Origin of the sequence: Novosphingobium mississippiense (genome assembly GCF_044029535.1) — a bacterium.
GTDB lineage: Bacteria > Pseudomonadota > Alphaproteobacteria > Sphingomonadales > Sphingomonadaceae > Novosphingobium.
Map to the genome: position 1 here is coordinate 3,410,401 of NZ_CP147001.1, position 25,862 is coordinate 3,436,262.

At 62.9% G+C, this 25,862-nt stretch carries 19 protein-coding genes, 4 tRNA genes and 3 rRNA genes; 17 read left to right on the forward strand and 9 right to left on the reverse strand.

Annotated features, from left to right (window positions below; all coding sequences use genetic code 11):
* Positions 1-66: 66 nt before the first annotated feature.
* The 4 genes from WBP06_RS16180 to WBP06_RS16195 all read right to left on the reverse strand — a co-directional run bounded on the left by WBP06_RS16180 (position 67) and on the right by WBP06_RS16195 (position 4,431).
* Positions 67-1,311, reverse strand: a complete 1,245-nt coding sequence (locus WBP06_RS16180) for a murein hydrolase activator EnvC family protein (RefSeq protein WP_395329819.1) — start codon at positions 1,309-1,311, stop codon at positions 67-69.
* A gap of 69 nt (positions 1,312-1,380) precedes the next feature.
* The gene (locus tag WBP06_RS16185; RefSeq protein WP_395329821.1) at positions 1,381-2,913 is read right to left on the reverse strand and encodes a DEAD/DEAH box helicase; all 1,533 of its coding nucleotides are present in this window, start codon (positions 2,911-2,913) and stop codon (positions 1,381-1,383) included.
* 505 nt (positions 2,914-3,418) lie between these two features.
* Complete coding sequence (locus WBP06_RS16190; RefSeq protein ID WP_395329823.1) at positions 3,419-3,904, reverse strand: MmcB family DNA repair protein; 486 nt, start codon at positions 3,902-3,904, stop codon at positions 3,419-3,421.
* A gap of 29 nt (positions 3,905-3,933) precedes the next feature.
* The gene (locus WBP06_RS16195; RefSeq protein WP_395329825.1) at positions 3,934-4,431 is read right to left on the reverse strand and encodes a hypothetical protein; all 498 of its coding nucleotides are present in this window, start codon (positions 4,429-4,431) and stop codon (positions 3,934-3,936) included.
* A 136-nt stretch (positions 4,432-4,567) separates the two neighbouring features.
* On the opposite strand from WBP06_RS16195, the gene WBP06_RS16200 reads away from it, so the two are divergent.
* The 12 genes from WBP06_RS16200 to WBP06_RS16255 all read left to right on the forward strand — a co-directional run bounded on the left by WBP06_RS16200 (position 4,568) and on the right by WBP06_RS16255 (position 15,628).
* Positions 4,568-4,644, forward strand: a tRNA-Arg gene (locus WBP06_RS16200).
* Between the two features lie 209 nt (positions 4,645-4,853).
* Positions 4,854-5,015, forward strand: a complete 162-nt coding sequence (locus tag WBP06_RS16205; protein ID WP_395329827.1) for a hypothetical protein — start codon at positions 4,854-4,856, stop codon at positions 5,013-5,015.
* A gap of 158 nt (positions 5,016-5,173) precedes the next feature.
* Entirely contained in the window at positions 5,174-5,617 is a 444-nt protein-coding gene (locus WBP06_RS16210) for an RrF2 family transcriptional regulator (protein ID WP_395329829.1), read from the forward strand.
* Positions 5,618-5,857: 240 nt separating this feature from the next.
* Entirely contained in the window at positions 5,858-6,058 is a 201-nt protein-coding gene (locus WBP06_RS16215; protein WP_395329831.1) for a YezD family protein, read from the forward strand.
* 128 nt (positions 6,059-6,186) lie between these two features.
* The gene (locus WBP06_RS16220) at positions 6,187-8,751 is read left to right on the forward strand and encodes a TonB-dependent receptor (RefSeq protein WP_395329833.1); all 2,565 of its coding nucleotides are present in this window, start codon (positions 6,187-6,189) and stop codon (positions 8,749-8,751) included.
* Positions 8,752-9,282: 531 nt separating this feature from the next.
* A 16S ribosomal RNA gene (locus WBP06_RS16225) occupies positions 9,283-10,771 on the forward strand.
* 180 nt (positions 10,772-10,951) lie between these two features.
* Positions 10,952-11,028 (forward strand) — tRNA-Ile (locus WBP06_RS16230).
* Between the two features lie 10 nt (positions 11,029-11,038).
* Positions 11,039-11,114 (forward strand) — tRNA-Ala (locus WBP06_RS16235).
* Positions 11,115-11,367: 253 nt separating this feature from the next.
* Positions 11,368-14,161: ribosomal RNA gene (locus WBP06_RS16240) — 23S ribosomal RNA — on the forward strand.
* 139 nt (positions 14,162-14,300) lie between these two features.
* Positions 14,301-14,415, forward strand: a 5S ribosomal RNA gene (rrf, locus tag WBP06_RS16245).
* The 16S, 23S and 5S rRNA genes sit together here with 3 tRNA genes alongside, the layout of an rRNA operon.
* Positions 14,416-14,712: 297 nt before the next feature.
* Positions 14,713-14,789, forward strand: a tRNA-Met gene (locus WBP06_RS16250).
* A 137-nt stretch (positions 14,790-14,926) separates the two neighbouring features.
* Positions 14,927-15,628, forward strand: a complete 702-nt coding sequence (locus WBP06_RS16255; protein ID WP_395329835.1) for a Crp/Fnr family transcriptional regulator — start codon at positions 14,927-14,929, stop codon at positions 15,626-15,628.
* Positions 15,629-15,686: 58 nt separating this feature from the next.
* On the opposite strand, the gene WBP06_RS16260 is transcribed toward WBP06_RS16255, so the two are convergent.
* Positions 15,687-16,385 carry an OmpW family protein gene (locus WBP06_RS16260; RefSeq protein WP_395329837.1) on the reverse strand — a complete coding sequence of 233 codons (699 nt, stop codon included), beginning with the start codon at positions 16,383-16,385 and terminating at the stop codon, positions 15,687-15,689.
* 199 nt (positions 16,386-16,584) lie between these two features.
* Here WBP06_RS16260 and hemN point away from each other — a divergent pair, with 199 nt between their 5' ends.
* Positions 16,585-17,898 carry an oxygen-independent coproporphyrinogen III oxidase gene (gene hemN / locus WBP06_RS16265; protein WP_395334215.1) on the forward strand — a complete coding sequence of 438 codons (1,314 nt, stop codon included), beginning with the start codon at positions 16,585-16,587 and terminating at the stop codon, positions 17,896-17,898.
* Positions 17,899-17,961: 63 nt separating this feature from the next.
* Here hemN and WBP06_RS16270 read toward each other — a convergent pair whose 3' ends face one another.
* Positions 17,962-18,327: a histidine kinase gene (locus tag WBP06_RS16270; protein ID WP_395329839.1), complete on the reverse strand. Its 366-nt coding sequence runs from the start codon at positions 18,325-18,327 to the stop codon at positions 17,962-17,964.
* 125 nt (positions 18,328-18,452) lie between these two features.
* Positions 18,453-19,211 (reverse strand): sugar phosphate nucleotidyltransferase, encoded by a 759-nt coding sequence (locus WBP06_RS16275; RefSeq protein WP_395329841.1) that lies wholly within the window; start codon positions 19,209-19,211, stop codon positions 18,453-18,455.
* Positions 19,212-19,408: 197 nt separating this feature from the next.
* Here WBP06_RS16275 and WBP06_RS16280 point away from each other — a divergent pair, with 197 nt between their 5' ends.
* The 4 genes from WBP06_RS16280 to WBP06_RS16295 all read left to right on the forward strand — a co-directional run bounded on the left by WBP06_RS16280 (position 19,409) and on the right by WBP06_RS16295 (position 23,721).
* Positions 19,409-20,785: a lipopolysaccharide biosynthesis protein gene (locus WBP06_RS16280; RefSeq protein WP_395329843.1), complete on the forward strand. Its 1,377-nt coding sequence runs from the start codon at positions 19,409-19,411 to the stop codon at positions 20,783-20,785.
* 19 nt (positions 20,786-20,804) lie between these two features.
* Positions 20,805-22,037: a M20 family metallopeptidase gene (locus tag WBP06_RS16285; RefSeq protein WP_395329845.1), complete on the forward strand. Its 1,233-nt coding sequence runs from the start codon at positions 20,805-20,807 to the stop codon at positions 22,035-22,037.
* A gap of 71 nt (positions 22,038-22,108) precedes the next feature.
* Complete coding sequence (locus tag WBP06_RS16290; protein WP_395329847.1) at positions 22,109-23,050, forward strand: hypothetical protein; 942 nt, start codon at positions 22,109-22,111, stop codon at positions 23,048-23,050.
* Positions 23,047-23,721: an AAA family ATPase gene (locus tag WBP06_RS16295; protein WP_395329849.1), complete on the forward strand. Its 675-nt coding sequence runs from the start codon at positions 23,047-23,049 to the stop codon at positions 23,719-23,721. The genes WBP06_RS16290 and WBP06_RS16295 overlap by 4 nt, the downstream gene beginning before the upstream one ends.
* On the opposite strand, the gene WBP06_RS16300 is transcribed toward WBP06_RS16295, so the two are convergent.
* Positions 23,718-24,500, reverse strand: a complete 783-nt coding sequence (locus WBP06_RS16300) for an alpha/beta hydrolase (RefSeq protein ID WP_395329851.1) — start codon at positions 24,498-24,500, stop codon at positions 23,718-23,720. The two genes, WBP06_RS16295 and WBP06_RS16300, sit on opposite strands and share 4 nt — an antisense overlap.
* A 44-nt stretch (positions 24,501-24,544) precedes the next feature.
* The gene (locus tag WBP06_RS16305) at positions 24,545-25,861 is read right to left on the reverse strand and encodes an MFS transporter (RefSeq protein ID WP_395329853.1); all 1,317 of its coding nucleotides are present in this window, start codon (positions 25,859-25,861) and stop codon (positions 24,545-24,547) included.
* Position 25,862 lies beyond the last annotated feature (1 nt).

Sequence of the window (25,862 nt, forward strand, 5' to 3'; positions counted from 1 at the left end):
ATGCCGCGAAGGCCAGTCACGCCGGCATATTACCGAGGGGTGACGGCAATTGCCAGCGCGTCATGCTCACAGCGAGCGGACATATTGCAACGGATTGACCGGGACGCCGGCGTGGCGAAGCTCCACCTGCACGCGCGGATCGCCCGGCCCGGTCTCGCCCAGCGGCGATCCGGCGACGATCGTGTCGCCCACCGCAACGTCCAGCAGCGAAAGCCCGGTCACCAGCGACGTCCAGCCGCCGTCATGTTCGATGATCACGATGCGGCCGAAGCCGCTGTAGGAACCGGCATAGGCCACCCGGCCCGAGGCGGGGGCGACGACCTGGGCATGGGCGCGCGTCGCCAGCGACAGCCCGCGCGAGGGCGACTGGCCCGGCAGCACTTCGCCGAAGCCGGTGACGACGCGGCCGGTTACCGGCAGCATGTAGCTGGGAAGTCCTTCGGGTGGCGCATCGAACCGGGAAGCCTCGATAATGCGGGCATCTTCGGGCCGGTCGGGCCGCATTATCGGGCCGGGCAGGGCGGAAAGCTGTTCGCGCAGCGCGCCCTGGCGGCCCATTTCGTCCACCAGATCGCCAAGATCGCGCGCGGTTTCGGCCAAGGCCAGCGCGTGTTCCGCCTCGCGGGCGGCAATGCCGCTGGCCTGGCGGCTGGCGAGCCGTTGGCGGGTTTCCAGCACGGCAAGCTGGCTGCGCCGTTCGCGCATCTGGCTTTCGGTCGCGGCCAGATCGGCACGGGCGGCCAGCGCCTGAATCTCCAGCGCCCGGCCGCGTTCGATTTCCGCCCGCAGCCCGGCGGTGCGCCGCTGGACCTGCGGCAGCATCGTATCGAGCAGAGCGCGCAGATAGACGGCATCCTGCACCGATCCGGGCCGCAGCATTGCCAGAATCGGCGGGCGGCGGCTCAGCAACTGCAGCGATCCGGTCAGCCGCGCCAGCGGGGCCTGGCGCACCGCCAGCCGCTGGCGCAACGCGGTGCGCTGGGAAGCGATCAGGCGCAATCTGGCCTGCTGCGTGGCGATGCCCGCCTCGGTTTCCTGGATGCGCGCGGCGACGGCGGCAGCTTCGCGCGCGGTCTTCTCCGTCTGCTCGCTGGCGCTGCGGGCCTTTTTCTCCAGCGCTTCGGCGCGGAGGCGGGTCATCTCGCCCTCGCGCCGCGCGGCGATCATGTCCTGCTGGGCCTGTGTGGCGTCGACGGCGGGATCGAGCATGGCCAGCGCGCCGATGCGGCCGATGCCCTGGCCTGAAAACACGAATGCCCCTGCCGCCAGGGCGGCAGGGGCAATCAGGATCGTGCGGTTGCGCGGGCTCACGAGGGCGTGCCTAAAGCACTGCGAGTCCCGCGCAAAGAGGGAAACCGGAGGAATGCTCCGGCATTCGACTCAGCCGGTGCGACGGACGGCGCCCTTGTGTGCGCCCACGCCCTTGGGGCCGCGCGGACGGAAGCGGCGCTTCTCACCCTGCTGTTCGCCACCCGCTTCGCGGCGATCGCCGCGCGGGGCGTCCTGACGCGGACGATCGTCGCGGCGACGGTCGTCACGGCGCTGGCCATCACGCTGCCCGTCTTGGCGCTGACCGTCGCTGCGCTGGCGGTCACGGCGATCGCCGCGCGGTTGCTGGCTGCGATTGCCGCCGCCATTGCCACCGCGACGGCCCTGTTCCCCACCGCGACCATTGCCACGGCCATTGCCCTGCGGCGCGGCCGGCGCGCTGCGCGAAGGCGCGGGAAGGCGCGAAGCCTGCTTCTGGAAGTCTTCCGGCAGACCGATCGCCGCCAGCTTCACGCGAGTCAGCTTCTCGATGTCGCGGATGTAGGGCTTTTCGTCCGGGGCGACGTAGCTGACCGCCACGCCGTCCGCGCCGGCGCGCGCGGTGCGGCCGATGCGGTGGACGTACTGTTCGGCCACGTTCGGAATTTCGAAGTTGTAGACGTGGCTCACGCCCGAAACGTCGATACCGCGCGCGGCGATGTCGGTGGCGACCAGGATGCGGATCGTGCCCTGACGGAACCCGCCAAGCGCAGCGGTGCGCTGGGCCTGGCTCTTGTTGCCGTGAATCGCGGCGGCCGGGATGCCGGCGGCGACGAGGTGACGGACCACGCGGTCAGCCCCGTGCTTGGTGCGGGTGAACACCAGTGCGCGGTCGATGGCACCATGTTCGGCCTTCTCGGCGGCGTCTTCGGCCAGGCCGGCGCGCAGGCTGAGCGTCAGCAGCGCCTGCTTTTCGGCCTGGTTGATGAAGGTGGCGTACTGTTCGACGCGCTCCGCCGTGGTCGACTGCGGGGCCACTTCGACGCGGACCGGATCGTTGATGAACTGGCGACCCAGCTCGGCGATCGCCTGCGGCATCGTGGCGGAGAAGAACAGGCTCTGGCGCGTCTTCGGCAGCAGCGCGGCCACGCGCTTCAGCGGCTGGATGAAGCCCAGGTCCATCATCTGGTCGGCTTCGTCGAGCACAAAGATCTCGACATGGCGCAGCGTCAGCGCGCGGCTGTCGATCAGGTCGAGCAGGCGGCCGGGGGTGGCGACCAGGATGTCGGTGCCACGCTCAAGCGCGCGGGCCTGCTTGCCGGCGGGCACGCCGCCGAACACGCACTGGACGGTGAGATTGAGGAACTTGGCATAGCCGCGCATGTTCTCGGCGATCTGGGCAGCCAGTTCGCGGGTGGGAGAGAGCACGAGCATGCGGCAGCCGGCGTTCTGGCGCGCCTTCGGGTTCTGCGCCAGGCGGTGCAGCGAAGGCAGCGAGAATGCGGCGGTCTTGCCGGTGCCGGTCTGCGCAATGCCCAGAAGGTCACGGCCTTCGAGCAGAGCCGGGATCGACTGGCGCTGGATCGGCGAGGGATCGGTATAGCCCTTGGCGGTCAGCGCACGGAGAATCGGCTCGGCCAGACCAAGTTCGGAGAAATAGGACATAAGTCACTTTCACAAGCAGCCCGGGCGCGCGGATAGGAAAAGGCGCGCGGAGCTAGGTGTCGTTTCGGGCGACCCTGCGTGAAGAAGGAAGCTGGTTCAGGTGCAACCGCTCGTCCGGGCCGGTTCAGGCGTTGACGCCGGAAACCTCACGCTGCTCTCGGATTGCGGCGGGAAAATGGACCCCACGCGCCGGTTGCTTGGCGCGCATTTAGGGTGTGGCGGGGGAAAACGCAAGAAAATTGCGTTTTGGGGTAATTGGGAGGGAGTATCGGCCATTGGCTATCGGCGAGAGGGCTGCGCTGGGCCGCGGATGTTGGGTGTCAGATATTTTATCGTGTTCCAGGCGCACCAACCTTCATCCCGCTCCGGTGAAACAGAGGATGAATCCAAAACTCCCGTCATCCCCGCGTAGGCGGGGACAAAGAAAGCAGGGCCCCCGCCTTCGCGGGGGCGACGAAGCTTGCTTAGGTTAGATCGGGCTACACAGACGGCTCAGAGCTGTTCTTCATCCCTCGCCACCCCATTGCAGTGTCTGCGGATCGCCCAGCGTCACCAGTCGGCGCAGGGCGGCGCGGGCCAGGCGTTCCGTCTCCACCTTGCGACGCGCGGCGGCAAGCTGGTGAAGCGGGGCAGGGCGCAGGATTTCCGCATCGTAGCCATCGGCCACGATCACGCCGCAGCGTTCAGGCAGGAACAGTTCGGTCTCCAGCGGCGCGCGATCCAGCGAGGGGGGGAGGGCCCAATAGAACCGGTCGCAATAGTCCAGATAGTCGGTCCACTTGCCGTCGCCCAGCAGATCGGCGCGGCTCACCTTGATCTCGACGATGATGACGTGGCCCTTGGCGTCCACGCCCATCAGGTCTGCCCGGCGGCCGCAGCGCAAAGGCATCTCGGACAGGCACCATATGTCGTTGCGCGCGAACAGTCGCCCGACGCCGCGCGTAACGTCTGATGCAGTGATGGGCGAAAGGGGAGAATCGACGTCGGCCATGCCCCATCATAGGAACATAGCAAGAACTTTCAAGTCGACTGCTGCGCCGGCGGAATCGCGAGGTTCAGCGCATCGGGCGGGGCGAGTGCGACCATGGCATCGCGCGCGGCCACGAATTCATCCCAGAGCGAGCGTGCGGCAGCGCGGGGATCGGCGCCGCGATCGAGCGCGGAAAGCAAAGCGCAAAGGCCCGGCTCCATGATGGCGGTCAGGTCGTCGATGCCCTGTTCGGCCAGCCGGCAGCGCCATCCGCCCGCTTCGCGCATGATCGCGGGAAAAGCACGGGCTTCCAGGCTGGGGTTATCGTCATCGGCACCGGCGATGGCGGCAACGACCTGCCCGGCCTGATGGAGGGCGGCCCACTTCATGGCGATCGTGCCCAAGGCGGCGGGCGGGGGAGGGCTGTCGGCCGGTTGCGGCCAGGACGCCACATAATCGTGCGTGCCATGGTCGTAAGCCGGCGCATCGGCGCCTGCGTCCCCAGTGTCGGCCCATTGTCCGTCCGAGATGATACCCGTCGCGTCCATGAGGGATTCGTTAGCGGAAAGGCTATTGCGAATTTACTAACTCGCCATCCGCTGCATATTTTCCCGTGGACTGTAGTGGGATGACGACATTTGTGGCTGGAAACACCCGCGATGCTCTGCTAGTCGCCCCGGCACTGCACCCGTAGCTCAGCTGGATAGAGCGCTGCCCTCCGAAGGCAGAGGCCACAGGTTCGAATCCTGTCGGGTGCGCCATTCCCATTCGGAAATGGCCATCCTCATTCAAAAATCCGTTCGAACTGTGTTCGAACGGGTGCGCCATTTCTCCTCAAATCCTGGGTTCGATCACGCAGCGACGGCCAGATCGGCGCCGCTGTGGACGCGTGGGCGGTAGTGGCCCGGTGTCAGACTGGCGATCCGATCGATCAAGCAGGCTACGGGGCAGGGCGGCCGCGACATATGCGGTGACGGCCAGCGTCGCGCTCTATCTCAACCTTCCTGGAAATCCCGCCGCTGCACGCGCTGGCACAAGGGCCGAGCCGCCGTTCCTGGTCGCGCAAATGGTGACATTGGCGGCGATGATCGCCGTTGGCGCCCTGTCGTTCCGCGCCGCCCGCCGCGTCTGAAACGCAACCGCAATCCATTGAAATCCTGCCTGCGCGGATCGACCGATCCGCGCAGGCAAAATGTTTCCACCGAATTCCCAACCGCAATGGCTGACAAAGTGCGAATCGCCGCTTTCGCCCGCTTGCAACGGACTCGCGCGTTGGGGCATGACAGTCACGTGCTTTCGCAGAAAACCCGCTATGCCATCCGCGCCATGCAGCACCTTGCCGATAATTACGGACAAGGGCCCATCCAGCTGGCGCAGATCGCGGAAGCGCAGAACATCCCCGCCAAGTTCCTGACGACGATCCTGTCCGAGCTGACCCGCTTCGGCATCGTCGATTCCCAACGCGGCAAGGATGGTGGATACTGGCTGGCGGTGGCCCCGGTCGATATCACGTATGGCGACCTGATCCGCATCATGCGCGGCTCATTGGCGCTGGTGCCCTGCGCCAGCCGGTTCGCGCACGAGAAGTGCAAGAATTGCCTTGAGGAAGGCGATTGCCGCACCCGCGCGCTGATGCTGGAAGTGCGTGATCGCACCGCCGATCTGTTGGACGGCATCCGCCTCTCGGACCGGATCGATCCGGTTCCTGCACAGGAAGAAGACGAAGCTGCCTGACGCGCCATTGCGGCGGATTTCAGCGCTTTCCGTTACATTTCAGCGCATGACGGCAGGGCGTTCCGTCCGCCTCTACCCCTTTCGGATCATACCGCACGCCAAGGCATCGCTTCGGCGTAAATAGATTTTGTTTGGGCGCGAATGCGAGAAACTTTCGGCTAGGGGTATTGTCAACTTTTTAGGTTGAGAATATCAACGGCGATGGCGGTGCAACGCGCCGCACTCGGAGGAAGATTCGCAATGGCTCAACCGTCAACGGATACCCAGCGATCGGGACTTCACCTTTCCAGGGACTCCGAGGGCTCGAACTCCAAGGCGGCCCCGCTTCAGGTCGTCGCCGATGCTCTCGACAGGATGCGCTATGGCGTCATCCAGATGACAGTCCACGATGGAAAGCTGGTCCAGCTCGACATCACCGAACGAAAGCGCTTCGCTTCCTAAGCGCGCGCGACGACACCGGATTCCAAGCAAAATACTCAATAACCGACTGCCGCCAAGCAGACCGGACCACCGGATGTGAGGCCCTCGAATAGCGACATTCGAACCGCGACATATTCAAGGGGGACTTCATGAGAAGACACATCCGCGGGCCGCTTCCGGCTCCGCTTCCGCTCGCCTGCCTTTCGTTCACGCTGCTGCTGGCCGCGACGCCGGCACTGGCCAGCGAAGCATCCGCACCTGTTGCCGCGGCCGCGACTGCAGCGGCTTCCGGGACGGACGCCGAACAGGAATCGCCCACTTCGGTCGGCACCGGCGCCCACGATCGCGGCGGCGAGATTCTCGTCACCGCGCGCCGCCGCCAGGAATCGAGCCAGGAAGTGCCGCTGGCGATCTCGGTCGTGGGTGGCGAACACCTTGATTCGACGGGCGCGTTCAACGTCGGCCGGCTTCAGCAGCTGACGCCGACGCTGCAGTTCTATTCGTCGAACCCGCGTAACACCGCCGTGAACATCCGCGGCATCGGCGTGCCGTTCGGCCTGACCAACGACGGCATCGAGCAGGGCGTCGGCATCTACATCGACGACGTCTACAACTCGCGCGTGGCATCGGCCACGTTCGACTTCCTCGACGTTGCCCAGATCGAAGTGCTGCGCGGGCCGCAGGGCACGCTCTACGGCAAGAACACCACGGCCGGCGCGATCAACATCACCACCAACCAGCCCACCTTCGATTTCCAGGGCAAGGCGGAAGTGTCGGTCGGCAACTACAACTTCAAGCAGGCCAAGGTCGCCGTTTCCGGCCCGCTGACCGATAATCTGGCGGTCCGCATCGCGGCCTCCACCACCGACCGGCGCGGCACGATCTACAACGTGACCTCCAACCAGTGGATCCAGAGCCAGGACAACATCGGCCTGCGCGGGCAGGTGCTCTGGAAGCCCACGGACTCGCTGGCGATCACCTTCGCCGGTGACTATTCCACGCAGGACGCCAATTGCTGCGGCTCGGTCTATGTCGGCTATGGCCCCACCCAGCGTGCCGCCAATCGCCAGTATCCGGCGTTGGCTGCCGCGCTTGGCTATGCGCCGCCCAGCACCAATCCCTATGACCGCCTGACCGACCTCGACACGCCGCTGCAGGCGAAGAACAAGATCGGCGGTGCCTCGGTGCGTGTGAAGTGGGACGTGGGCCCCGGCACGCTGACCTCGGTCACCGCCTGGCGCTTCTGGGATTGGGATCCGTCGAACGACCGTGATTTTACCGGCCTGCCGATCGTCACCCTGTCGCAGAACCCGTCGCAGCAGGATCAGTACACGCAGGAACTGCGCTACAACTACAGCGGCAAGCATTTCGACTTCGTGGTCGGCGCCTTCGGCTTCTACCAGCGGATCGACACGCAGGGCACCGAGGCGCAGGGCTCGGCCGCCAGTCGCTGGAACATCAATCCGGGCACCGTCGCGCAAGTACCCCCGGGCTCAGCGGGCTGCGGCCCCAGCGCGGCGAACCAGCTGGCCTGCGATCCCTCGGTGCTCAATGGGTTGACCGCCTACAACACGCAGTACCTCAAGAACACCAGCGCGGCGCTGTTCGGCCAGCTCAGCTGGCACATCACGCCCGAACTGACCGTTCAGCCCGGCGTGCGCCTCAACTACGACAAGAAGGAAGGCTACTACCAGCGCCGGGTGTTCGACGGGCAGGGCAACGAACTGCTGTTGGGGCAGGCGTCCTACACGGCACGGCAGAGCGCACAGCTGGCCATCTATACCCCGCAGGAAATCTCGCCCGAGTTCAGTGACTGGAACTTCAGCTACGATTTCAACGTCAGCTACAAGGTCACGCCGGACATCCTCGTCTATGCGACTTACGCGAAGAGCTTCAAGTCGGGCGGCATCAACCTGAACGGCGTGCCGGTGGACGCGCAGAACAACCCGATCCTGGCCGCGCAGACGGTGAAGCCGGAATCGGTCCACAACTACGAAGCCGGCATCAAGACCCAGTTCTGGGATCGCCGCGCGACCTTCAACCTGTCGATCTTCCGTTCCGACATCGGCAACTACCAGGCCAATGTCACCAACGGCCAGTACGGCGTGCTGCGCGGCTACCTCGCCAATGCGCAGGAGGTGCGCTCGCAGGGTGTGGAATGGGACTTCTCGGTCCGTCCGAGCGAACGCTTCAACGCTTACGTCAACGGCGCCTACACCGATTCGACCTATCGCAAGTTCACCGATGCACCGTGCCCGCCCGAACTTTCGGGTGGCACTGTCGTCTCCGGCACGCAGGTGCCCGGTGCCGCCGGAACGCCTGGCGCACTCAGCCCCGCGAACTGCGATATCTCCGGCCAGCGCCTGCCGGGCGTTTCCAAGTGGACCTTCTCGTTCGGGTTCGAGGCGAATACGCCGGTCACCCTGCTGAAGCAGGAGGGAGAGGTCTACTTCGGTTACGACGGCAGCTACCGTTCGAACTTCTCGTCCAACCCGTCGCCTTCGGCCTATACCTGGATCGACGGCTACAGCCTGTCGAATTTCCGCCTGGGCTTCCGGACGGAGAATGGGTTCGACATCTATGGCTGGGTACGCAATGCCTTTGACCAGAACTATATGGACCAGCTCTTCGTCGGCCCGGGCAACACCGGCCTGATCGCAGGGCTGCCGGGCGATCCGCGCACTTGGGGCGGAACGATCCGGTACAACTTCTGATAGCCATCATCCGCGTCGGTGAGGGCCTGCCCAGACGGCAGGTTTCCACCGGCGCGGTTGGCGGTCTTTCCGCCCCGGAAAGTCCCTTACCCGGGTTCTAAGGGATAAAATCGGCGGAAATCTGCCAAAGTTTAGAAAAATGTCGTTTTTTTGAAAAAGGCGTTTGACCGAATCAGAAAGGGGTCCTAGAGGGCCTCTCACCGCAGCGGACCACACGGTTTGCTAAGGTCGCCAACATAGACGGGCAACATGCTCCTCGAGATCAAAATCGAGGATGGCTGGTTGTCCGGGTTTTTCGTCGGCGGAACCTTCGGGTTCGGATCTTTGACATTGTAGGTTTTTGATGAAGGGACATGTGGGCGACGGCGCCTGGTCCTGCGGATCTTCGGGTCGCGGGTACCAGTTTAAAGCAAGCCGACGCTTGTAACATGTCCTTACGTAACCATACGTTTTACATGTGCAGGTATCGGCTCCCGAAGTTCGGTGTTTGTGGTTGGTTGGCTTAGGCTGGCGCTGCGAACATTGTGACACAAACTTGAGAGTTTGATCCTGGCTCAGAACGAACGCTGGCGGCATGCCTAACACATGCAAGTCGAACGAGACCTTCGGGTCTAGTGGCGCACGGGTGCGTAACGCGTGGGAATCTGCCCTTGGGTTCGGAATAACAGTGAGAAATTACTGCTAATACCGGATGATGTCTTCGGACCAAAGATTTATTGCCCAAGGATGAGCCCGCGTAGGATTAGCTAGTTGGTGGGGTAATGGCCTACCAAGGCGACGATCCTTAGCTGGTCTGAGAGGATGATCAGCCACACTGGGACTGAGACACGGCCCAGACTCCTACGGGAGGCAGCAGTGGGGAATATTGGACAATGGGCGAAAGCCTGATCCAGCAATGCCGCGTGAGTGATGAAGGCCTTAGGGTTGTAAAGCTCTTTTACCAGGGATGATAATGACAGTACCTGGAGAATAAGCTCCGGCTAACTCCGTGCCAGCAGCCGCGGTAATACGGAGGGAGCTAGCGTTGTTCGGAATTACTGGGCGTAAAGCGCGCGTAGGCGGTTACTCAAGTCAGAGGTGAAAGCCCGGGGCTCAACCCCGGAACTGCCTTTGAAACTAGGTGACTAGAATCTTGGAGAGGTCAGTGGAATTCCGAGTGTAGAGGTGAAATTCGTAGATATTCGGAAGAACACCAGTGGCGAAGGCGACTGACTGGACAAGTATTGACGCTGAGGTGCGAAAGCGTGGGGAGCAAACAGGATTAGATACCCTGGTAGTCCACGCCGTAAACGATGATAACTAGCTGTCCGGGGACTTGGTCTTTGGGTGGCGCAGCTAACGCATTAAGTTATCCGCCTGGGGAGTACGGTCGCAAGATTAAAACTCAAAGGAATTGACGGGGGCCTGCACAAGCGGTGGAGCATGTGGTTTAATTCGAAGCAACGCGCAGAACCTTACCAGCGTTTGACATCCTCATCGCGGATTAGAGAGATCTTTTCCTTCAGTTCGGCTGGATGAGTGACAGGTGCTGCATGGCTGTCGTCAGCTCGTGTCGTGAGATGTTGGGTTAAGTCCCGCAACGAGCGCAACCCTCGTCCTTAGTTGCCAGCATTTAGTTGGGCACTCTAAGGAAACTGCCGGTGATAAGCCGGAGGAAGGTGGGGATGACGTCAAGTCCTCATGGCCCTTACACGCTGGGCTACACACGTGCTACAATGGCGGTGACAGTGGGCAGCAAGCGCGCGAGCGCAAGCTAATCTCCAAAAGCCGTCTCAGTTCGGATTGTTCTCTGCAACTCGAGAGCATGAAGGCGGAATCGCTAGTAATCGCGGATCAGCATGCCGCGGTGAATACGTTCCCAGGCCTTGTACACACCGCCCGTCACACCATGGGAGTTGGATTCACTCGAAGGCGTTGAGCTAACCCGCAAGGGAGGCAGGCGACCACAGTGGGTTTAGCGACTGGGGTGAAGTCGTAACAAGGTAGCCGTAGGGGAACCTGCGGCTGGATCACCTCCTTTCTAAGGATTTGGCAGAAAGCGCCTGTGCTAGACACGGGAAGAGCTTCTCCCATTCCAAAGAACATGCCGTCGTCCTCATGTCCCTTCATCCTGGAGATATACAGCGCTTGTTGCTGTATGTTCTGCCTGAGCAGGCTTATCTGCCGCCCGCGGCCAATTGGCTTGCTTTGGCGCGAGGATGGGCCGGTAGCTCAGGTGGTTAGAGCGCACGCCTGATAAGCGTGAGGTCGCAAGTTCAACTCTTGCTCGGCCCACCATCCTTATCTTGGGGCCTTAGCTCAGCTGGGAGAGCGGTTGCTTTGCAAGCATCAGGTCATCGGTTCGATCCCGATAGGCTCCACCACCTTTTTTAAGGTGGCTTTTCCAAGATACTCCAGAGATGAAGCGAAACAGTTCCGATCCTAACGGATCGGTCGCGGGATTTGCCCGCAGATCTTTGACATTGTGAATGGGTTTTTTAATCGATGCCGTGGCGCGTCGTATTTGCCGGACGTCGGCAAATACATACGACGTGTCATTATATCTGGCTGAGATAATCGTCCGCACCTGTAACAATGCAGTCTTTATGCAGGGCTGTCATTGATGGTGTGGATTCTCAAGCGTGAGGTAAGAGCATTTGGTGGATGCCTTGGCATGTACAGGCGAAGAAGGACGTGGCACGCTGCGATAAGCGTCGGGGAGTTGTGAGCAAACTTTGATCCGACGATTTCCGAATGGGGAAACCCACCTTCACCATTTCTCTCGATGGTTGCTTCGGCAGCTTTTGAGTGAGGTGGATAAGGTATCACCTTAGTGAATATATAGCTTTGGTGAAGCGAACCCGGGGAACTGAAACATCTAAGTACCCGGAGGAAAAGACATCAACCGAGATTCCGTTAGTAGTGGCGAGCGAACGCGGACCAGGCCAGTGCCTCATCTTCAGTTAGCAGAACACTTTGGAAAGAGTGGCCATAGCGGGTGACAGCCCCGTATGCGAAAACGATGGATGAGGACTCGAGTAGGGCGGGACACGTGAAATCCTGTCTGAACATGGGGGGACCACCCTCCAAGCCTAAATACTCGTACATGACCGATAGCGAACACAGTACCGTGAGGGAAAGGTGAAAAGCACCCCGATGAGGGGAGTGAAACAGTACCTGAAACCGAATGCTTACAAGCAGTAGGAGCCTCTTTAGGGGGTGACTGCGTACCTCTTGCATAATGGGTCAGTGACTTAATGTACCATGCGAGCTTAAGCCGTTAGGTGTAGGCGCAGCGAAAGCGAGTCTGAATAGGGCGACAGAGTATGGTGTATTAGACCCGAAACCCGGCGATCTAGGCATGACCAGGTTGAAGGTGCGGTAACACGCACTGGAGGACCGAACCGGTGAATGTTGAAAAATTCTCGGATGAGTTGTGTTTAGGGGTGAAAGGCCAATCAAGCCGGGAAATAGCTGGTTCTCCGCGAAATCTATTGAGGTAGAGCGTCGGATATTTGCCGTTGGGGGTAGAGCACTGGATGGTTGCGGGGGTCGCGAGATCTACCAATACTAACCAAACTCCGAATACCAACGAGTCTAGTCCGGCAGACAGACGGCGGGTGCTAAGGTCCGTCGTCAAAAGGGAAACAGCCCTAACCTACAGCTAAGGTCCCCAAGTCATCACTAAGTGGGAAAGCATGTGGGAATCCCAAAACAACCAGGAGGTTGGCTTAGAAGCAGCCATCCTTTAAAGAAAGCGTAACAGCTCACTGGTCTAAATAAGGGTTCCTGCGGCGAAAATGTAACGGGGCTAAAGTGATGCACCGAAGCTTAGGGTTCAGATCTTTGATCTGAGCGGTAGCGGAGCGTTCCGTAAGCGAGTGAAGCGGGAGGGTAACCGACCGTGGACGTATCGGAAGTGCGAATGCTGACATGAGTAGCGATAAAGAGGGTGAGATGCCCTCTCGCCGAAAGACCAAGGGTTCCTGCTTAAAGCTAATCTGAGCAGGGTGAGCCGGCCCCTAAGACGAGCCCGAAGGGGGTAGTCGATGGGAACCACGTTAATATTCGTGGGCCTGGTGGTGTGTGACGGATCTCGTGTATTGTACAACCTTATTGGATTGGTTGTGCTTTGAAGAGGTTCCAGGAAATAGCCCCACCGTATAGACCGTACCCGAAACCGACACAGGTGGTCAGGTAGAGTATACCAAGGCGCTTGAGAGAAGTATCCTGAAGGAACTCGGCAAATTGCCTCCGTACCTTCGGAAGAAGGAGGCCCCGTCTATGCGCAAGCACTGGCGGGGGGCACAGGCCAGGGGGTAGCGACTGTTTAGCAAAAACACAGGACTCTGCTAAGTCGGCTTCAAGACGACGTATAGGGTCTGACGCCTGCCCGGTGCCGGAAGGTTAAGAGGAGGAGTGCAAGCTCCGAATTGAAGCCCCGGTAAACGGCGGCCGTAACTATAACGGTCCTAAGGTAGCGAAATTCCTTGTCGGGTAAGTTCCGACCTGCACGAATGGCGTAACGACTTCCCCACTGTCTCCAGGATATGCTCAGCGAAATTGAATTCTCCGTGAAGATGCGGAGTACCCGCGGTTAGACGGAAAGACCCCGTGCACCTTTACTGCAGCTTCAGAGTGGCATTAGGATAGAATTGTGTAGCATAGGTGGGAGGCTTTGAAGCACCGGCGCCAGCTGGTGTGGAGCCATAGGTGAAATACCACCCTGTTATGTTCTGATGTCTAACCTCGCACCGTTATCCGGTGCAGGGACCCTCTGTGGCGGGTAGTTTGACTGGGGCGGTCGCCTCCTAAAGAGTAACGGAGGCGCGCGATGGTAGGCTCAGGCCGGTTGGAAACCGGCTGCAAGAGTGCAATGGCATAAGCCTGCCTGACTGCGAGATTGACGAATTGAGCAGAGACGAAAGTCGGTCATAGTGATCCGGTGGTCCCTCGTGGAAGGGCCATCGCTCAACGGATAAAAGGTACGCCGGGGATAACAGGCTGATGATTCCCAAGAGCTCATATCGACGGAATCGTTTGGCACCTCGATGTCGGCTCATCACATCCTGGGGCTGGAGCAGGTCCCAAGGGTTTGGCTGTTCGCCAATTAAAGTGGTACGTGAGCTGGGTTCAGAACGTCGCGAGACAGTTTGGTCCCTATCTGCCGTGGGCGTCGATACTTGAGAGGAGTTGACCCTAGTACGAGAGGACCGGGTTGAACATGCCTCTGGTGTACCTGTCGTTCCGCCAGGAGCGCAGCAGGGTAGCTATGCATGGACGGGATAACCGCTGAAAGCATCTAAGCGGGAAGCCTCCCTCAAGATTAGGTATCTTCGAGTCGTGATAGACCATCACGTTGATAGGCCGGGTGTGGAAGTGCGGTAACGCATGGAGCTAACCGGTCCTAATAACTCTGTTCATGCTTGATGAATCCCGCCATCAATGACAACCCTGCCCAAAAGCAGCGCTCGTCAAAGATGATCGGACGGTCATCCAGCCAGATATTCAGCTCTAACTTAGAGCAGCACGGGTACCATCGATTAAAAAACAGCACGCCGTCTCCATTGCTTGGTGACCATAGCGTCAGTGACCCACCCGATCCCATCTCGAACTCGGCCGTGAAACCTGTCAGCGCCAATGGTACTGTGGCTCAAGCCCCGGAAGAGTAGGACGTCGCCAGGCATTGTAGCCGGCGTGCTTAAAAACCCATCACAATGACAAAGGGCTAACGCCCTCAAGCAGGGCCCCAAAAGGGCCCTGTTCGCGTTCCATAAGAACGCAATACAACGGTGACGCGGGGTGGAGCAGCCCGCCGTTCACGCCGACAACGTCGGAATGAACAATCAAAAAAGCTTCCGGGCTGACACAATCAGCCCTCCATGGTGACGCGGGGTGGAGCAGCCCGCCGTTCACGCCGACAACGTCGGAATGAACAATCAAAAAAGCTTCCGGGCTGACACAATCAGCCCTCCATGGTGACGCGGGGTGGAGCAGCCCGGTAGCTCGTCAGGCTCATAACCTGAAGGTCGTAGGTTCAAATCCTACCCCCGCAACCAATACCAAACAGCATCAGCCATCGGAACGGGCCCTGAAGGCTGGGCGTTCCCATTGGCATGCAACCCTTTCCAGTATGGCGACTTTGCGGTATCGGCGGGACTTTCCAGCCAGTTCAGGTCGCAGGTGTTCCCAGATCATGTCCAATTGTGACCTTTGCGTCGTCCGAAACCGCGCGATCTGCTCGGCGCTCGACGCGAAGGAGCTTGAAGCGCTGAACGCCATCGGGCGCACGCGCATGATCGAGCCCGGTGAATCGCTGATCTGGGAAGGCGAGGACTCGGTCCTTGTCGCCAATGTCATCGAGGGCGTGCTCAAACTTTCCACCAACACCGAGGATGGGCGCGAGCAGATCGTTGGGGTGGTCTACCCATCGGACTTCATCGGGCGGCCGTTTGGCGGCACCACCGGCCATGGCGTCACCGCACTGACGGAAGCCAAGGTCTGCGTCTTTTCGCGCCGGGATTTCGATGCCTTCGCCCGTGAGCATCCCGCGCTGGAACACAAGCTGCTGGAACGTACCCTGGGCGAGCTGGACCGCACCCGCCGCTGGATGTTGTTGCTGGGGCGCAAGTCCGCCTCTGAAAAGCTGGCGAGCTTCCTGCTGGAGATGGCGGAGCGGCTTGGCGGACCTGGTTGCGCCATCCAGTTCGAGATGCCCGGCCAGCAGCGCATTTCGCTGCCGTTCTCGCGTCAGCAGATTGCAGACGTATTGGGCCTGACGATCGAGACGGTGAGCCGCCAATTCACGCGCTTCAAGAATGAAGGCCTGATCGATCTGCCGTCGCGACGCGATGTGACGATCCTGGACTTTGCGGCTCTGACCGCAGAGGCCGGCTGAAACCGAAACGAAAAAGGGGAGCCGATGGCTCCCCTTTTTGCGTTTGGACCTGCCGCGCTTAGAAACGGTAGGAAACGCCCGCGCTCAGCACCCAGGGATCGAGGTCATGCCTGGTCTTCAGTGCGAGCACGCCGTCGTCGTAGAACGAGGCCGTCGGCTTCACCCAATACTTCTTGGCATCGAACGAAAGACCCAGGCCCTTGTCGTTCAGGGCCACGTCGAAGCCGCCTTGCAGCGCGAAGCCCAATGCATTCGACATCTTCACCTTGTCCACGCCCAGCGCCCTGGCCGTGTCGCCCGGCTTTTCATCGATCACGAAGAAGATCGACGGACCGGCACCGACATAGGGCTTGATCGGCGTGCCGGTGTCGAGGTGCGCCTTCAGCGTGACGGTGGCCGGCAGGATCAGCACGTGATCGACAAGGCCAGCGCCGGCAATGTCGCCGGTACCGCTGACGTGATGCTGGGTGAGGCAGCAGATCGTTTCCACCGAGAAGGTCTTGTTGAAAAAGTATTCGACCGCGACGGTCGGCACCACGTTGTCGTTGGCCTTGGTGCCGACGTTGTCCAGCGTCGCCAGCGTGGCGCCCAGCGTGGTGTCGGTGTCGATCGCCTTGATCTTGTCGATCTTGCCGTCGGGGAGCACGGCGGTGCCGAGCACCTTGACCTGCCACTTGCCGTCAGGGCTGCCGGCCAGTGCCGGCGTGGTGATCGCGGCAGCGGCGGCGAGTGCTGCGAGCATGGTCAGTTTGCGCATGTCTTGCTTCTTTCCATCGCCGCCGGGGCCGCACCGTGCGATCCCCCCTCTTGAGCGGCTGTGGCCAAGTCCTTGCGCCCGATCGTCGAGCAAGGATTTGATTGCGCGCAAATTCGGCGAAAATCGGCGATTGCGCGAAGTGCTGCACGGCTTGATCGAGCGCAATGACGCGGGGACGAAGCGTGGCGATGTACGGCCCATGTGGACCTATCATCCCGAACTGCTGGCGGTGCCCGTGCCGCGCTACACCAGCTTTCCCACGGCGGCCGAGTTCGGCGAGCGGGTTGGCCCAGCGGACTTCGCGAATGCGCTGCAAAGCACGCAGGGCGAGGTCTCGCTCTATGTCCACATTCCGTTCTGCGAAAAGATCTGCTGGTACTGCGGGTGCAACACCAGCGTCGCCAATCGGACCGAGCGGGTGGCGCACTATCTGGATGCCCTCCACCGCGAGATTGTCCTGGTGGCGGAGAACTTGCCCAAGACCGCGCGGATCGCCCGTATCGCCTTCGGTGGCGGCAGCCCCAACGGCATTTCCCCGGTGGCTTTCGTGCGACTGGTGGATGCGCTGACGCTGCACTTTGCCGCGTCCAGCCCGATCCTGTCGATCGAGCTTGATCCGCGAACGTTCGGGGCGGAATGGGCGGCGGTGATCGGGTCTGTGGGCATCACGCGTGCCAGCTTCGGAGTCCAGACCTTTGCGCCGCACTTGCAGCAGGCGATCGGCCGCGTCCAGCCCACCCGCATGATCGAGGATGGCACGCGGATGTTGCGCGGCGCCGGAATCTCCTCCCTCAATTTTGACCTGATGTGCGGCCTCCCCGGACAGAGCCTTGCCGACTTGCGCGATTCGCTGGAGCGGTCGGTGGCGCTGGGCGCCGATCGCATCGCGCTATTCGGCTATGCCCATGTGCCACACCTGATTGCGCGGCAGCGCAAGATCGATGCTTCGGCGCTGCCCGATGCGGAAATGCGTTTTGCGATGGCTGCCTTCGGATATGAGTTGCTCGTTTCCGAAGGCTATGTGCCGATCGGGTTCGACCACTTTGCCCGGCCGGGCGACAGTCTGGCGCAAGCGGCACTGTCGGGCCGGCTGCACCGCAATTTTCAGGGTTTTACCGAGGATCACGCGCCGGTGCTGGTCGGCTTTGGCGCCTCTTCGATCAGCAGCTTTCCCGCGCTGCTGGCGCAGAACGAGAAGAATGCGGGCCGTTATCGCACGATGCTGTCGCAGGAACGGCTGACCACCAGCCGGGGGATTGTGCGCAGCATCGAGGACCGCCGTCGCGCCGCGGTGATCGAGAATCTGCTGTGCCGCGATCGCGCGCCTATCGACGCCGATCTGCGCGAGCAGGCCTGGCCGATGCTGCAGCCCTATTTTGCGGCGGGATTGTGCGAAGGCGATGGCCAGGATCTGGTGATCCGGCCGGAAGGGCTGCCCTATGCCCGCTCGATCGCGGCGCGGTTCGATCCGTACCGGAAGGATTCGCTGCGTCGGTTCAGTTCGGCGGTGTGACGCCGGAAGGGCTGGAGGACGCTCTGGAGCAGTTTCCGATCCGATTGCATCGGATCAACTGCTCTAGGATTTTGGTTTATCGCCCGCTTCGAACTCCACGCCGAACAGGTTGCCGTCCGCCCAGCGCACCAGGCCCCATACCTCGCGCCCGTCATCCAGTACGGCCCGGATAACTTCGTTGATCGCCGGTGCCGCGCCGACCGCAGCAGCGCTGAAGCCGCGCGAGGAAACATCGCGGATCATCACTTCGACGGCTTGGCCCCGGGAATCGGTGAGGACGTAGGGTGTCAACTGCCCACGGCGGCGTTCGCGCGGGATCGGGGTGGGCTTGAAGCGGGAGGAGTCCATCATCGCGACAGAACGGCGGGGCGCGCCGTAAATTAAGATACCGCTTCGAATTTGACCGCGATCAATGGCGCGGCAGCGCATTTCTGCAAGGAAGGGCCTGCCGGTCTTGCACTGCCGCCCGATCGCGGCCGGTGTGAACCGCTTCTCCCCAACTCGAAGGGCGGTCCCTTGGGACCGCCCATTTTTCGATCGGGATGGACGCGCGATTACACCCAGGTGTCGGTCAGCTTCGTGGCGATCTCGATATCGTTGAGGAAGTCGACTTCGGCCCAGTTCATGCCTTCGATCGAATTGGTGCCGACCTTGCCGGTGGGCGCGATCGAATCGATCACCTTCAGGTACCAGTGCTGCACGCCCTCCGGGGTGCGCATGGCCTGCCGCACGGTTTCGCGGAACAGGTCCGCCCCTTCGCCCCGGAAGGCCAGGAAGCCGATCGATTCCGAATTCGACTGCGCGGCGGTCAGCGTCTTGCCGATATGGACCAGTCGGCCGTCATCGGTCCGCTCCACCTTCATGTCGTCGCTGTCGTAGCCATCCTGCTTCACATCGACGGTGACGGCGATCGGCCAGAGCTTGCCGTCCTTGTCGGTCGCGCCCTGCTGCACCTTGTGGACGATCTCTTCCGAAACCAGCGTGTCGCCGTTGAGGATCAGGAAGTCGCCGCGCATCGCCTCACGCGCGATCCAGCAGGAGCCCAGATTGTCCGCCACCTTGAAGAAGGGATTGAACCGCACCGTGATCTCTACGCGCGGATCCTTGATCGATTGCAGGTGCTCTTCCAGCATGTCGGTCATGAAGCCGGTGACCACATCGATCCGCTTCACGCCGCCGCGAGCCAGCATCTCGATCTGCCATTGGATCAGCGATCGGCCGGAAAAGTCGATCAGGCACTTGGGGCGCTCTGCCGTGAGCGGGAGCAGGCGCGAGCCCTGGCCGGCGCTGAGAAGAATGGCGTGTTCGATCATGGGGTTCACATTCATGTTCGCGGGGGAGATGCCCTGCATTTAGGGATTGCCGGGCAAAAGGGAAAGATGCAGCGCGATAGGCGGGCCGTGCGCAGGGGCCCAAATCGGCGCTCTTTCGGAAGCTCCGTTCATGCTTCGGCAAGCGCGATTTCGCGACTGGCTTGCAACTCGCCTCCCCCTCGTTCAATGCAGGCTCAATGTCTCCCAAACGCCACCGCCAAGAGAGCAGCACTCCGCTGGGCCGGATCCTTCAGAACACCGCCTGGCTGCTGGGCGGCAAGGGGTTCGGTGCGGTCTGCGGGATCGGTTATCTCGCCATCCTCACGCGCACGCTGGGGCTGAAGGATTTCGGCCACTTTTCGCTGATTTTCGGCACCGCGCAGGCGCTGATCGCGATTGCCGGATTCCAGACCTGGCGGGTGGTCGTGCGCTACGGCAGCGAGCATGTCCACAATCTGGACTGGAGCAAGTTCGGCCGCCTCGGCATGCTGTGCGGCGTGCTGGATGCGCTGGGCGCGGTGATGGGCTGCGGGCTGGCGGCGATCCTGATCTACGGGTTCGCGCATATGCTGGACCTGAACCCGCTCTACATGAACACGGCGTTCTGGTTCTGCTGCGCCTCGCTCTGGGCGCTGGTTTCGGCGCCGACCGGGATCGTGCGCGCGCTGCACCGCTTCGACATGGCCGTCTATGTGGAGGCCGTGGTGCCGACCGGGCGCCTGATCGCCGCCGTGGTGATCTGGCTGACCGGGCCCACGGTGGGCCGCTTCCTGTTCGCATGGGCCGCGATCGACCTGCTGGAAGCGCTGCTCTACTGGATCATGGCGCGCCGGCTTGCCCCGGCGGCGGTGAACGTCCGCAACTTCCTGCAATGGCGGCAGGCCCTGGCCGAAAATCCCGGCATCGGCCGTTTCTTCATGGTCACTTACGTCGGCTCCACGCTCGATGCCGCGGTGAAGAACGGGCCGTTGCTGGTGGTCGGCGCATGGGTCGGCACCAAGGCGGCGGGCCTCTACCGGCTTGCTTCGCAGCTATCGCAGGCGCTGACCAAGCTGTCCTCACTGCTCACGCGTTCGGTCTATGCCGAAGTGGCGCGGGCGCGCGTATCCTCGCAGGCGGGCGAGTTCCGCAAGCTGGCCCTGCAGACCAGCAAGATCGCCGGGCTTGGCGGCGTGGTGGTGGTGGCCGTGGCGATCCTGCTGGGCAAGGAACTGCTGGCGCTGATCGGCGGCGACGCGTTCGAGCGGGGCGAGGCGATTCTCGTGCCGCTGACCCTGGCTGCCTGTTTCGATTTCGCCAGCGTCGCGTTCGAACCGGTGCTGCATTCCACCGGCCGCGCGCAGGCATCGCTGGTGGCGCGTCTGATCTCGGTGGTGGCACTGGTGCTGGGCATGGTGTTCTTCATCCCGATCGGCCCCAGCGGCGCGGCCTGGGCCGTGGCGCTGGCCGGTGCGGTGTCCTACCTGGCGATGGGGGCGATGGCCTGGCACACGCTCAAGCAGATCGAGCGGGACGAGATTCGCGTGATCGACGCCGAACCGGAACCCGACGAACCCGGCTCGACAGTGGAGTGACCGTGGCTATCATGGGGGCATGTCCACAGACCTGCTGACCCGTGAGGCCTCGCGCCTTTCCGACCGCATCGTGGCCCTGCGCCGCGCGATCCATGCCGAGCCCGAGATCGGGCTGCACAACCCGAAAACGCGCGACAAGATTCGTGAGGCGCTGGCCCACCTGCCGCTGGAATGGCGTGAGGGGCCTTCGACCACCGGCCTTGTCGCCACGCTGAAAGGCGGCGGGGGCCAAGGCAGTGGGGGTGAAGGCGGAACGGTACTGCTGCGCGGCGATACCGATGCCCTGCCGATGCCCGAGGAGACCGGGCTGCCGTTCGCCTCCGCCATTCCCGGCGTCATGCACGCCTGCGGCCACGACACCCATGTCGCCATGCTGGCCGGCGCGGCGGAGATTCTGGCGGGGCAGGCGGCCAGCCTGAAGGGCGAAGTGCGCTTCATGTTCCAACCGGGCGAGGAAGGGCACCACGGCGCGCGCTTCATGCTGAACGACGGCCTGCTGGGCGGGGAGGGCTTCGATCGCGCGTTGCCCGATGCCGCTTTCGCGCTGCACATCATGCCGAATGCCCCGCACGGGCTGATCGGTGGGCGCGCCGGGCCGCTGATGGCGGCGGCGGACGAACTGCGCATCACCGTCACCGGGCGCGGTGGCCATGCCTCGATGCCGCATGACACCGTCGATCCGGTGCCGGTCGCCTGCGAGATCGTGATGGCCATCCAGACGATGGTCGCGCGCCGCTACAGCGTGTTTGATCCGGTGGTGGTCACCATCGCCAAGGTCGAGGCGGGCAGCGCGCACAACGTGATTCCGGATACGGCGAAGTTGACCGGGACGATGCGGACGCTCTCGGCCGCCAATCGCGCGCGGCTGAAGGACGAACTGCCACGCCTCGTCGCCGGGATCGCCGGCGCGCACGGGCTGACCGGGGAGGTGAATATCCTCGAAGGGTTCCCGGTAACCGTCTGCGATCCGCGCGCCGTCGCGTTCGGCGAAGGCGTGGCACAGGCCCTGTTCGGGGAGGAGGCCTTCCGCCGCCTGCCCGATCCGATCATGGGCGCGGAAGACTTCGCCTATGTGCTGGAAAAGGTGCCCGGCGCGATGTTCTTCCTGGGCGTGGCGCAGGAAGGGGCGGACTGGCAGCACTGCTGCGGCATCCACTCGACCAAGATGATGGTGGATGAAACGGTGCTGCCGCGCGGCTCCGCCTTCCTGGCCGGGCTGGCGCAGAACTGGCTGGAGCGCGGCTTCGGCTAGGCGGGATTGCCGCTGCGGTCATTGCCATAAGGGGCCTGCCTTGCTGCCTTGGCGGCAAGGAGAGGTTCCGCATGAACGATCTGGCATTCGCCGATTTCTTCGGCGTCGAGCGTGACGACAACCCGTACTGGAACGAGAGCGCGTGGTTCTCGATCACGATTCCGGAACGGCGCATCCACGGGCTGATCCAGCACTATTTCCGGCCCAACATGGGCATGCTCAACGGCGGGCCGGTGCTGTGGGACCAGACCGGGCGCTTCCAGTGGAACTGTCTGCACTACGATTGGGCGCACCTTCAGGCCATGCCCAAGGGTGCCACCAAGTTCGACATGCGGGCGCGCAATTCGCTGTCCGTGCGGATGGTGGAGCCGCTCTCGCAATATAAGCTGGACTACGACAAGGACGGCCTGTTCTTCGACCTGACCTGGACCGCCATCGGCCCCGCGCACCAGTTGAAGACCGGCGACGCGGGCCAGACGGCGACCGCGAATTTCCACCTCGAACAGCCGGGGCGCATGACCGGCACGCTGCACTGCGACGGCGCGGAGTTCGCGGTCGATTGCCTGTCGATGCGCGATTGCTCTTACGGCGCGCGGGATTACGAATCGCTGGCTTGCGGCGGCTACTTCTGGGGCATCTCGGAGACCCGCGCCTTTCACGCCATCACCATGGGGGAGGGCACGGAGGCCCGCTCGATCGGCGGCTTCATCTGGCAGGACGGCGAACTGTCCAGCCTCGTCTCGGGAAGGCGCGAGGTGCTGGAATGGGGCGAACACGGCCCCGCGCGCGTGCTGTTCGAGGCGACCGACCAACGCGGCCGATCGCTGCGCGCCACCGCCGAGATCGATCCCGGGCTGATCTTCACCGGCTACACCGATCACACCGTCGTCTGGTCGCTGATGCGCTGGGATTGGGACGGCACGGAGCTGTGGGGCGACAATCAGGAGTTTTGCCCCGCCGAACGCTTCCGCCGCATCGCCCGTGGCGAAATCGCGCCGGGATCGCCGGCGTGACGTTGGGGCAGATCGTCGTCGTCAACGGCACCTCGGGCTCCGGCAAGTCGACCGCCTGCGAACTTTTCCAGAAGCGCCAGCAGGATTACTGGCTGCTCTACGGCATCGACCATTTCATGGCGCAGACCCTGCCGGCGCAGTTCGGCCACCACGGCCCGCGCGCGGCCGAAGGAATCGAGGCGGTGCCCTGCGATCCCGCCGATCCGCAAGGCCCGCTGCGCTGGCGCTTCGCGCCGCCGGCGATGGCGGCGTTTTCGGCAATGCACGAGTGGATGGCGGCCACCGCGCGGCAGGGAATCAATGTGATCTTCGACCACCTGCTGATGAGCGATCCGCCGATCCTGCAGGATCTCGTCCGCCGCACCGAGGGGGTGCCAGTGCTGCTGGTCACGCTGAAGCCGCCGTTCGAGGTGCTGGAACGCCGCGTGGCCGAACGGGCGATGACCAAGCGGATGCCCACCGACCTGCTGGGCGGGGATGCCGTGAACAAGATCGTCGACCGGCTGACCCGCTTGCGCCCGTGGTTCTTCGAGGAAGTCTACCGCAATCCGGTGTCCGACCTTGTGATCGATACCGCGATCCATGCGCCGGAGGAGGTCTGCGCGCAGATCGAGGCGCGATTGGCGGCAGGTCCCGGCACTGCCTTTGATGAACTGCGGGCCAGCCTTTAGAGTCCCTGACTTGCCAGCCAGCCCACCACGGCGTCCTGCGCCTCTGCCTCGTACTGAAGCTGGTGCCCGTGCCGGTCGAACGGCAGGAAGCGCCCGTTCCGCGCGGCCCCGGCCAGCGCCTCTGCCTGCGCGAACGGGATCAAGCGGTCGTCGCGGGCATGCAGCACCAGGACCGGCGCGGAAACGCGCGGCATCGCGTCCAGACTGTCGAACCGGTCGAGCATCAGCGCCCGTACCGGCGCCCACGGCATCGCTACCGCGCCAACGTCGGGCAGTGAGGTGAACGGCGACACCAGCACCAGCGCGGCAGGCCGATGGCGGCTCGCCAGCTGCGTTGCCACCCCGGTTCCCAGCGAAGCGCCCATCAGCACCAGTGATTCCGGTTCGATGCCTTTCGCCTTGAGGAAGCCCAGCGCCGCCTCCCCGTCCAGGATCAGGCCCTGTTCGGAAGGCTTGCCGGGATTGCCCGAATAACCGCGATAGTCGGCCAGCAGCATTCCATATCCGGCGTCCACCAATTGCCGCGTGGCGAAGGCGGCGCCGGACAGGCTGTCGCCATTGCCATGGAAGAACAGCACCGTCCGCTTGCCCGGCACGGCCGGTCGCCAGGCGGCGGCAAGGGAAAGGCCGTCCGTGGTGCGAAGCATCACCTGCTCGAACCCCGGCGGAACCGCCGTGGGCCCCTTGGGCGCCGGATAGATCATCGTCCGCTGGGCCAGGAACAACAACAGCACGGCGGCGACATAGAGCTCGCCGACAGTGGGAAGGACGAAAAGCAATCGCTTTCTCCATCACGCGGCGGGGGCTACCGCCGCGAAGCTGCTCACACCGCCAGCCGGTCCAGCACGTTGTCCTTGCGGCTGTCTTTCAGCATCAGTGCTGCAATCAGCGAGACGGCACAAAGAACGGAAACGTACCAGTAGAAGCCGCTCTCATGCCCTGCCGACTTGAAGGCAAACGCCACATTCTCCGCCGTGCCGCCGAACAGCGCATTGCCCACGCCATAGGCAAGGCCGACGCCCAGCGCGCGGACATGGGTGGGGAACATCTCGGCTTTGAACAGGCCGCTGACCGATGTGTAGAAGCTGTTGATCACAAGGCCGGCCAGCACCAGCAGGAACGCCGGGCCGATCGCCTTGGCGCCCGCCAGCGCGGTGAAGATCGGCACGGTGCAGACCGTGGCCAGCGCGGCGAACAGGATGATGTTGTTGCGCCGCCCGATCCGGTCGGACAGCAGGCCCATCACCGGCTGCAGCACCATGAACAGCGCCAGTTCGCCCAGCATCAGGCTGGTCGCCGTCTCCTTGGAGAGGCCCACGGTCAGCACCAGATACTTCTGCATGTACGTGGTGAAGGCATAGAACGAGAGGCTGCCGCCCGCCGTCAGCGCGACCACGATCAGGAAGGGCCGGGTGGCGACGCGGAACAGCTCGGCCAGGCTGCCGGCCTTTTCCCCGGCGCGATCCTCGGCGCTGGAAGTCTCATGCATGTGGTGGCGGAACAGCACGATGGCGAGGGCGCCCACCGCACCGATCACGAAGCCCACGCGCCAGCCCCAGGCGGCCATTTCCGCCTCGGTCAGCACCTGTTGCAGCAGCACGATCACCAGAGTGGCGCACAGCTGCCCGCCGACCAGGGTGACGTACTGGAACGAGGACCAGAACCCGCGCCGCCGTCGTCCGGCGATTTCGCTGAGGTAGGTGGCGGCGGTGCCGTATTGACCGCCGGTGGAGAAACCCTGCACCATGCGGCCGATCAGCAGCAGGATCGGGGCCAGGATGCCCACTTGCGCGAATGTCGGCAGCACCGCGATCAGCAGCGCGCCGCCGCCCATCATCATCACCGAGAGCACCATGGCGCTCTGGCGACCGTGGCGATCGGCATAGCGGCCGAAGAACCAGCCGCCGATCGGGCGCAACAGAAAGCCGACCGCGAAGATCGCGCTGGTGGCCATCAACTGCACCAGCTGATCGCTCTTGGGAAAGAAGGCGGGCGAGAAGTAAAGCGCGGTGAAGGCGTAGATGTAGAAATCGTACCATTCTATGAGGTTGCCCGCAGATCCCGCAAGGATGGCGCGCAGCCGCGTCGCGTCGCTGATTCCGCCCGGCTCTACCGGGGAGATCCCAGCGACGCTGTTCACC

Coding starts and splice junctions, on each gene's coding strand:
- WBP06_RS16185 (WP_395329821.1), bottom strand. CDS start 2,913: ATGTCCTATTTCTCCGAACTTGGTCTGGCCGAGCCGATTCTCCGTGCG.
- WBP06_RS16190 (WP_395329823.1), bottom strand. CDS start 3,904: ATGGCCGACGTCGATTCTCCCCTTTCGCCCATCACTGCATCAGACGTT.
- WBP06_RS16195 (WP_395329825.1), bottom strand. CDS start 4,431: ATGGACGCGACGGGTATCATCTCGGACGGACAATGGGCCGACACTGGG.
- WBP06_RS16215 (WP_395329831.1), top strand. CDS start 5,858: ATGGCTCAACCGTCAACGGATACCCAGCGATCGGGACTTCACCTTTCC.
- WBP06_RS16220 (WP_395329833.1), top strand. CDS start 6,187: ATGAGAAGACACATCCGCGGGCCGCTTCCGGCTCCGCTTCCGCTCGCC.
- WBP06_RS16255 (WP_395329835.1), top strand. CDS start 14,927: ATGTCCAATTGTGACCTTTGCGTCGTCCGAAACCGCGCGATCTGCTCG.
- WBP06_RS16260 (WP_395329837.1), bottom strand. CDS start 16,385: ATGCGCAAACTGACCATGCTCGCAGCACTCGCCGCCGCTGCCGCGATC.
- hemN (WP_395334215.1), top strand. CDS start 16,585: ATGTGGACCTATCATCCCGAACTGCTGGCGGTGCCCGTGCCGCGCTAC.
- WBP06_RS16270 (WP_395329839.1), bottom strand. CDS start 18,327: ATGCGCTGCCGCGCCATTGATCGCGGTCAAATTCGAAGCGGTATCTTA.
- WBP06_RS16275 (WP_395329841.1), bottom strand. CDS start 19,211: ATGATCGAACACGCCATTCTTCTCAGCGCCGGCCAGGGCTCGCGCCTG.
- WBP06_RS16280 (WP_395329843.1), top strand. CDS start 19,409: ATGTCTCCCAAACGCCACCGCCAAGAGAGCAGCACTCCGCTGGGCCGG.
- WBP06_RS16285 (WP_395329845.1), top strand. CDS start 20,805: ATGTCCACAGACCTGCTGACCCGTGAGGCCTCGCGCCTTTCCGACCGC.
- WBP06_RS16290 (WP_395329847.1), top strand. CDS start 22,109: ATGAACGATCTGGCATTCGCCGATTTCTTCGGCGTCGAGCGTGACGAC.